The organism is Actinophytocola sp. (assembly GCF_036002505.1).
GTDB lineage: Bacteria > Actinomycetota > Actinomycetes > Mycobacteriales > Pseudonocardiaceae > DASYTH01.
This window is the reverse complement of record NZ_DASYTH010000464.1, coordinates 1-5,043: the sequence shown is the minus strand read 5'-3', so window position 1 is coordinate 5,043 and position 5,043 is coordinate 1. Positions and strand designations below refer to the sequence as shown.

5 protein-coding genes are annotated in these 5,043 nt (G+C 69.3%); all 5 read left to right on the top strand.

Annotation, left to right across the window (positions count from 1 at the left end):
* On the top strand, positions 1-980 hold a 980-nt coding region (locus VGR06_RS40765), incomplete at its 5' end, for a hypothetical protein (RefSeq protein ID WP_327564603.1).
* Positions 981-1,100: 120 nt separating this feature from the next.
* The gene (locus VGR06_RS40760; RefSeq protein ID WP_327564602.1) at positions 1,101-1,304 is read left to right on the top strand and encodes a hypothetical protein; all 204 of its coding nucleotides are present in this window, start codon (positions 1,101-1,103) and stop codon (positions 1,302-1,304) included.
* A gap of 182 nt (positions 1,305-1,486) precedes the next feature.
* Complete coding sequence (locus tag VGR06_RS40755) at positions 1,487-2,296, top strand: SAM-dependent methyltransferase (RefSeq protein ID WP_327564601.1); 810 nt, start codon at positions 1,487-1,489, stop codon at positions 2,294-2,296.
* Between the two features lie 10 nt (positions 2,297-2,306).
* The gene (locus VGR06_RS40750) at positions 2,307-4,337 is read left to right on the top strand and encodes a diguanylate cyclase domain-containing protein (protein ID WP_327564600.1); all 2,031 of its coding nucleotides are present in this window, start codon (positions 2,307-2,309) and stop codon (positions 4,335-4,337) included.
* Entirely contained in the window at positions 4,334-5,035 is a 702-nt protein-coding gene (locus VGR06_RS40745) for a dienelactone hydrolase family protein (protein ID WP_327564599.1), read from the top strand. The genes VGR06_RS40750 and VGR06_RS40745 overlap by 4 nt, the downstream gene beginning before the upstream one ends.
* Positions 5,036-5,043: the final 8 nt, after the last annotated feature.

The following is a 5,043-nucleotide window of genomic DNA, read 5'->3' as shown; positions in this document are numbered from 1 at the left end:
CGGACGCGCTGATCGCGAAGCTGACCGTGGACTATGCGCTGTTCGCCATCGTGGACGCTCCCGCTTCTCGGTCCCTTCGAGTCGAGTACAGCCGGGCCACCAGCCTGCACGGAATCCAGGTCACCCAATCCAAGGTGAGTGACCGGCGTCGGGAGGCGCGGTTCCGGTTGAGCCAGTTTCCTCCTTACATCACAATTCTGACGTCGCTGATGTACAAATGCTCGAGCTACCATCTCAGGCTGAGCCTGCCGCCCGGACTGTTCGTAGATGACCACGAGATATACCGGAGCCATAACGGCGGCGACGTCGGCAAACGGCTCTACATCAAAGAATTCATCGAAAGCCGAAAAGTAATCAGGTGGAAGGACGACGGAGAAGCAGCGACGCCCACCTACATGCGAGCCAGGGACCATCGCGCGTTACCCAACGCTCACTTTTACGCCAGAAACGGACATTACCTACGCCGAATAGACCATCTCCATGTGATCAATGTGTCGGAGAGCCCATTCGCCACGCTGCGTCTGGCGACGACGCTGCTGCTCCTGGCGACGCTCGGCCTTATCATCGCTGCGGTTTCGATGACGTTCGGACCGCAGATGTACAACCTGAGAGGTGGGGCCATCGCCGTCGTTGTCTCGGTCCCGGGCATCCTGGCCTCCTGGTCCCGACAAACGTTCGGTATCGAGGCGTTGCAGCGGGCGTGTTTGACGACCCAGATCGCGCTGCGCCTGACTACCGCATTGTCGCTGTCGGGGCTGGCCCTGGCCGTATGCCAAGAGGTCGGCATGTTCCACTGGCGGATCGAACTCAAGCTTTTCGGGGCGGGCGGCCCCACGGTTCCGGTGAAGGATGGCTTCTGGGCCTGCCTGTGTCTCGTCGCGACCGTGGCTGCCGTTTATGTCTATGCCCGCTACGTCAAGCGACGGACCCAGTATCTGACGCTGCGGCGACGTGTGCGATTTTCCGAGGGGCGGCAATAGCGTGAAAATCAATAGCGAATCCAGAAAGGTGGTGCTACAGTGTGGTCACGACTGCCTGACCAGGAGAGCCACATGGGCCGACGTGCGGACCGGCGACGGAACAGGCTCATCAATGATCCGATGAAGGTGGAGATCCGGGGCGAGTCGTTCAACTACTCGGCGGACATCACGGCCGATCCCGACGGCGAGCACCTGCGGACAGCCCTGGGACTGTTCAAAAACCTGGGCCCGAAGGGCGTGCGGGGAATGTTGGGCACGCCGCAAGAGGTGGACAGCGTCTGGGAGGCCGCCAGGGCCGACGCCGAGCGCTCCAGCGGAAGCTAGGCGCCGCCAACGGTGGCGATGACCCGCGTCCACCGAGGCCAGTCACGTACGCCTCCCGGTCGAAACCTGTGCCATTGACCGACGTACGGGCGCCGTTCGCCGGTTGAGTATCTTGCGGCCCCATGGCCCCTCGGCGATGAGTAGTCTGTTGGTCACAGAACGGACACGAGGCGGGGTGTGGGTTGAGCGGGTTGACGAGTTGGGTGCCGGAGGGGCTGGACCTGGACCGGCCGAGTGGGGCGCGGATCTACGACTACCTGCTCGGGGGTGCGCACAACTTCGCCCATGACCGCGAGCTGGCGGAGAAGTTCCTTGTGGCGCAGCCCAATGCGCGGGAGATCGCGCGGTTGAACCGGGCGTTCCTGCGGCGCGTGGTGCTGTTCATGATGGCGAACGGGATCCGGCAGTTCCTCGACCTGGGCTCGGGCATCCCCACCGTGGGCAACGTGCACGAGATCGCGCAGCAGGCCGACCCGGAGACCCGGGTGGTGTACGTGGACTACGAGGACGTGGCGGTCGCGCACAGCGAGCTGATGCTGGACGGCGACGAGCGCGCCAGGATGGTGCAGGCCGACCTCACTCGTCCGAGTGACGTACTCGATCACCCGATCAGCCGGATGCTGCTGGACTTCACCGAGCCCGTTGGGCTACTCATGGTCGGTGTGTTCCACTTCGTCGCCCCGGAGAAGGACCCGAACGGCATCGTGAAGACGTATGCGGACACCCTGGTGCCCGGCAGCTACCTCGGTTTCTCCCAGTTCACCGCGGACATGATGCCGGCGGAGATGGCGCGCGTCGTGGAGGTGATGAGCCGGAGCCGGGACCCGATGTACCCGCGGAGCCGCGCCGAGATCACCGAGCTGTTCGACGGCTTCGACATCGCCCCACCGGGAATCGTGGCCACCTCCGAGTGGCGCCCGGAGTCGCCGACGGACACCAGCGACGACCCCCGGCGGGCCGGCATCTACGCGGGGGCGGGCCGCAAACGGTGAACGCTGTCCCGTGATCACGCCGGACGAAGATCCCCTCCGGGGGCTCGCGAAGACCTGGTTTCAGGTGGTCGCCGCGAGCGCGTACGTGCCGATGTCGGTGCGCGAGCTCGAGGCGTTCCTCTACGACCTGGCCCGGATGCTGACCGAAGCCCTTGCCGCGCAACCGTTCTCGCCGAAGCCAGGCGTCATGGTCGGCGGCCAGATGGTGGCCGGCCAGCTCGTCGGGCTGGACACGCTGGAGCGCTCGCTCGATCTGCTGGCCGAGCGCCTGCCCGACCACGGCACGGACCGCGACGTCGTCGCCCTGCTCGGCGCGGTGGCCACCGGCTACGCCAACGCGATGCGGCGCCGGACGCTGGAGCAGCAGGAGGACATGAAGCGGGCGCTGCTGGCCGCCAAGCAGCGCGCCGAGCGGGTCATGCGCGCCACCGAGAGCCGGTTCCGCGAGGTGTTCACCTCCACCCCGATCGGCGTCGCGATCCTCGACCTGGAGGGCCGGATCCTCGAGGCGAACCCCACGCTGGCGGGCATCCTGGCCTGCCAGCCGGCCGACCTCACCGGCGCCTCGCTGACCGACTACCAGGCCGAGGACGAGCCCGGCAGCCCGGTCCAACCGCCGCGCGGCCGGCTCAAGCTGGTGCGCGAGGACGGCGACACCGCCTGGGTGTTCGTCGACGTGTCGCCGCTGCGCGAAGGTCCGGACGCGCACACCTCCTACGTGATGACCGTGCAGGACCTCAGCGAGCTGCAGCTGCTGCAGGGCCGGTTCGGCCACCAGCTGCTGCACGACGCGCTGACCGGCGTGGCGAACCGGCTGTACTTCGAGTCGCAGCTGGAGAGCCGGCTCGGGCAGGCCGCGCCGACCGCCTCGATCACGTTGTGCTGCCTCAATCTCGACGCGTTCTCGGTGCTCAACGAGGGCCTCGGGCACGACGTCGGCGACCACCTGCTGAAGACCGTCGCGAAGCGGCTGGAGACCGTGGTGGACGGCGAGCAGGCGCTGGTCGCCCGCACCGGCGGCGACGAGTTCGCCGTCCTGGTCGAGGATTCCCCGCTCACCCCGGACATCCCCGAGCTGGTCGGGCGGATCAACGAGGCCCTGGCCGAGCCCGAGTACGTGGACGGGCGCGGCGTCGCGGTGACCGCCTCGGTCGGGGTGGTGCGCTCCCCCGCGTCGGCGATGTCCGGCGCGGAGCTGTTCCGGGCCGCGGACTCGGCGCTGCACGGCGCCCGGGCCAGCGGCCGGCGGCAGTGGATGCAGTTCGACCGGCGGCACGACGAGCGGGTGCGCCGGGACTACCGCGCCGCGGCAGCACTCCCCGGAGCGTTCGAGAGCGGCGAGCTCGAGGTCGCGTTCCAGCCCGTGGTTCGGCTGGCCGACCGGCACACCGTGGCCCTGCACGCGACCCTGCACTGGCCGGCGCGGGCGGACGGGCCGCTGGACGGCCGGGAAACCCTGAGGCTGGCCGAGCGCACCGGCCAGTCCGTCCTGTTAGGACCGGAGCTGCTCGGCACGGCCTGCCGGCGGCTGCCCCGCCAGCTCGTCGCCGAGACCGATGCGGTGCTCCGGATCCGCTTGTCCCGCCTGCAATCCGCGGACGACGACCTGGTCGCCGTGGTGCTCCGGGCCACCACGGCCGCGGACCTGCCGCCGCCGCTGCTGGAGATCGCGTTCGACACCGGCGCGGTGCTCGAGGAGTTCGGCAGCGCGCCGGACAACCTCGAGGTGGTGGCCGACCTCGGGGTGCGCACGGCACTGCACCCGTTCAACGGCGGCCCGCGCGAGCTGGCCCTGCTGGAGCGTTCACCGGCCCGGGCGGTGGTGCTGGACGACCGGCTCGACAGCCGCCCCCGGCCGGTGGCGCTCCTGGTGGCGGCCGTCCGGGAGGCCGGCGCGACCGTGTCGGTGGACGGCGTGCGCACCGAGGAGGAGGCCGACCGCTGGGCCGGCATCGGCGTGCACAGCGCGCAGGGCCCGCTGTTCGGCGAGCCGGCCGACCTGGATCAGCTGTTGTCCGGCAACGGGCTGGCGGCAGAATGATCAGCGTGACCGTTCCGACCCCGCAGGGGGACATGCAGGCATACGTGGCGACCCCGTCCGGCGAGGGTCCCTGGCCCGGTGTGGTGGTCGTGCACGACGCGCTCGGCATGAGCCGCGACGTGCGCAACCAAGCCGACTGGCTGGCCGGCGCGGGCTACCTGGCGGTCGTCCCAGACCTTTACCGCGGTGGCCGCAAGCTCACCTGCTTCATGAGGTTCATCCGGGACGCAAGCCAGCCGCTCGGCGACATCGACGCCACCCGCGACTGGCTGGCCGGGCGGGCGGACTGCACCGGGACGGTCGGCGTGATCGGGTACTGCATGGGCGGCGGCTTCGCGCTGATGCTCGCCCCGGGCCACAATTTCGCCGCGGCGAGCGTGAACTACGGCGTGGTGCCGAAGGACGCGGAGCGCGCGCTGGCCGGCGCGTGCCCGGTCGTCGGCAGCTACGGCGAACGCGACTTCGGGCTGCGCGGCGCCGCGGCCAAGCTCTCCGGCGCGCTGGCCGCGAACGGGATACCGCACGACGTCAAGGAGTATCCGGGGGCCACGCACGGGTTCCTCAACGATCACGACCCGGCGGACATACCGGCGCTGGCCAAGCCGCTGCTCAAGCTCACCGGCATGCGCTACCACGATCCGTCCGCCCAGGACGCCCGGCGGCGGATCCTTGAGTTCTTCGCCGCCCACCTGAGGTGACGTTCGGC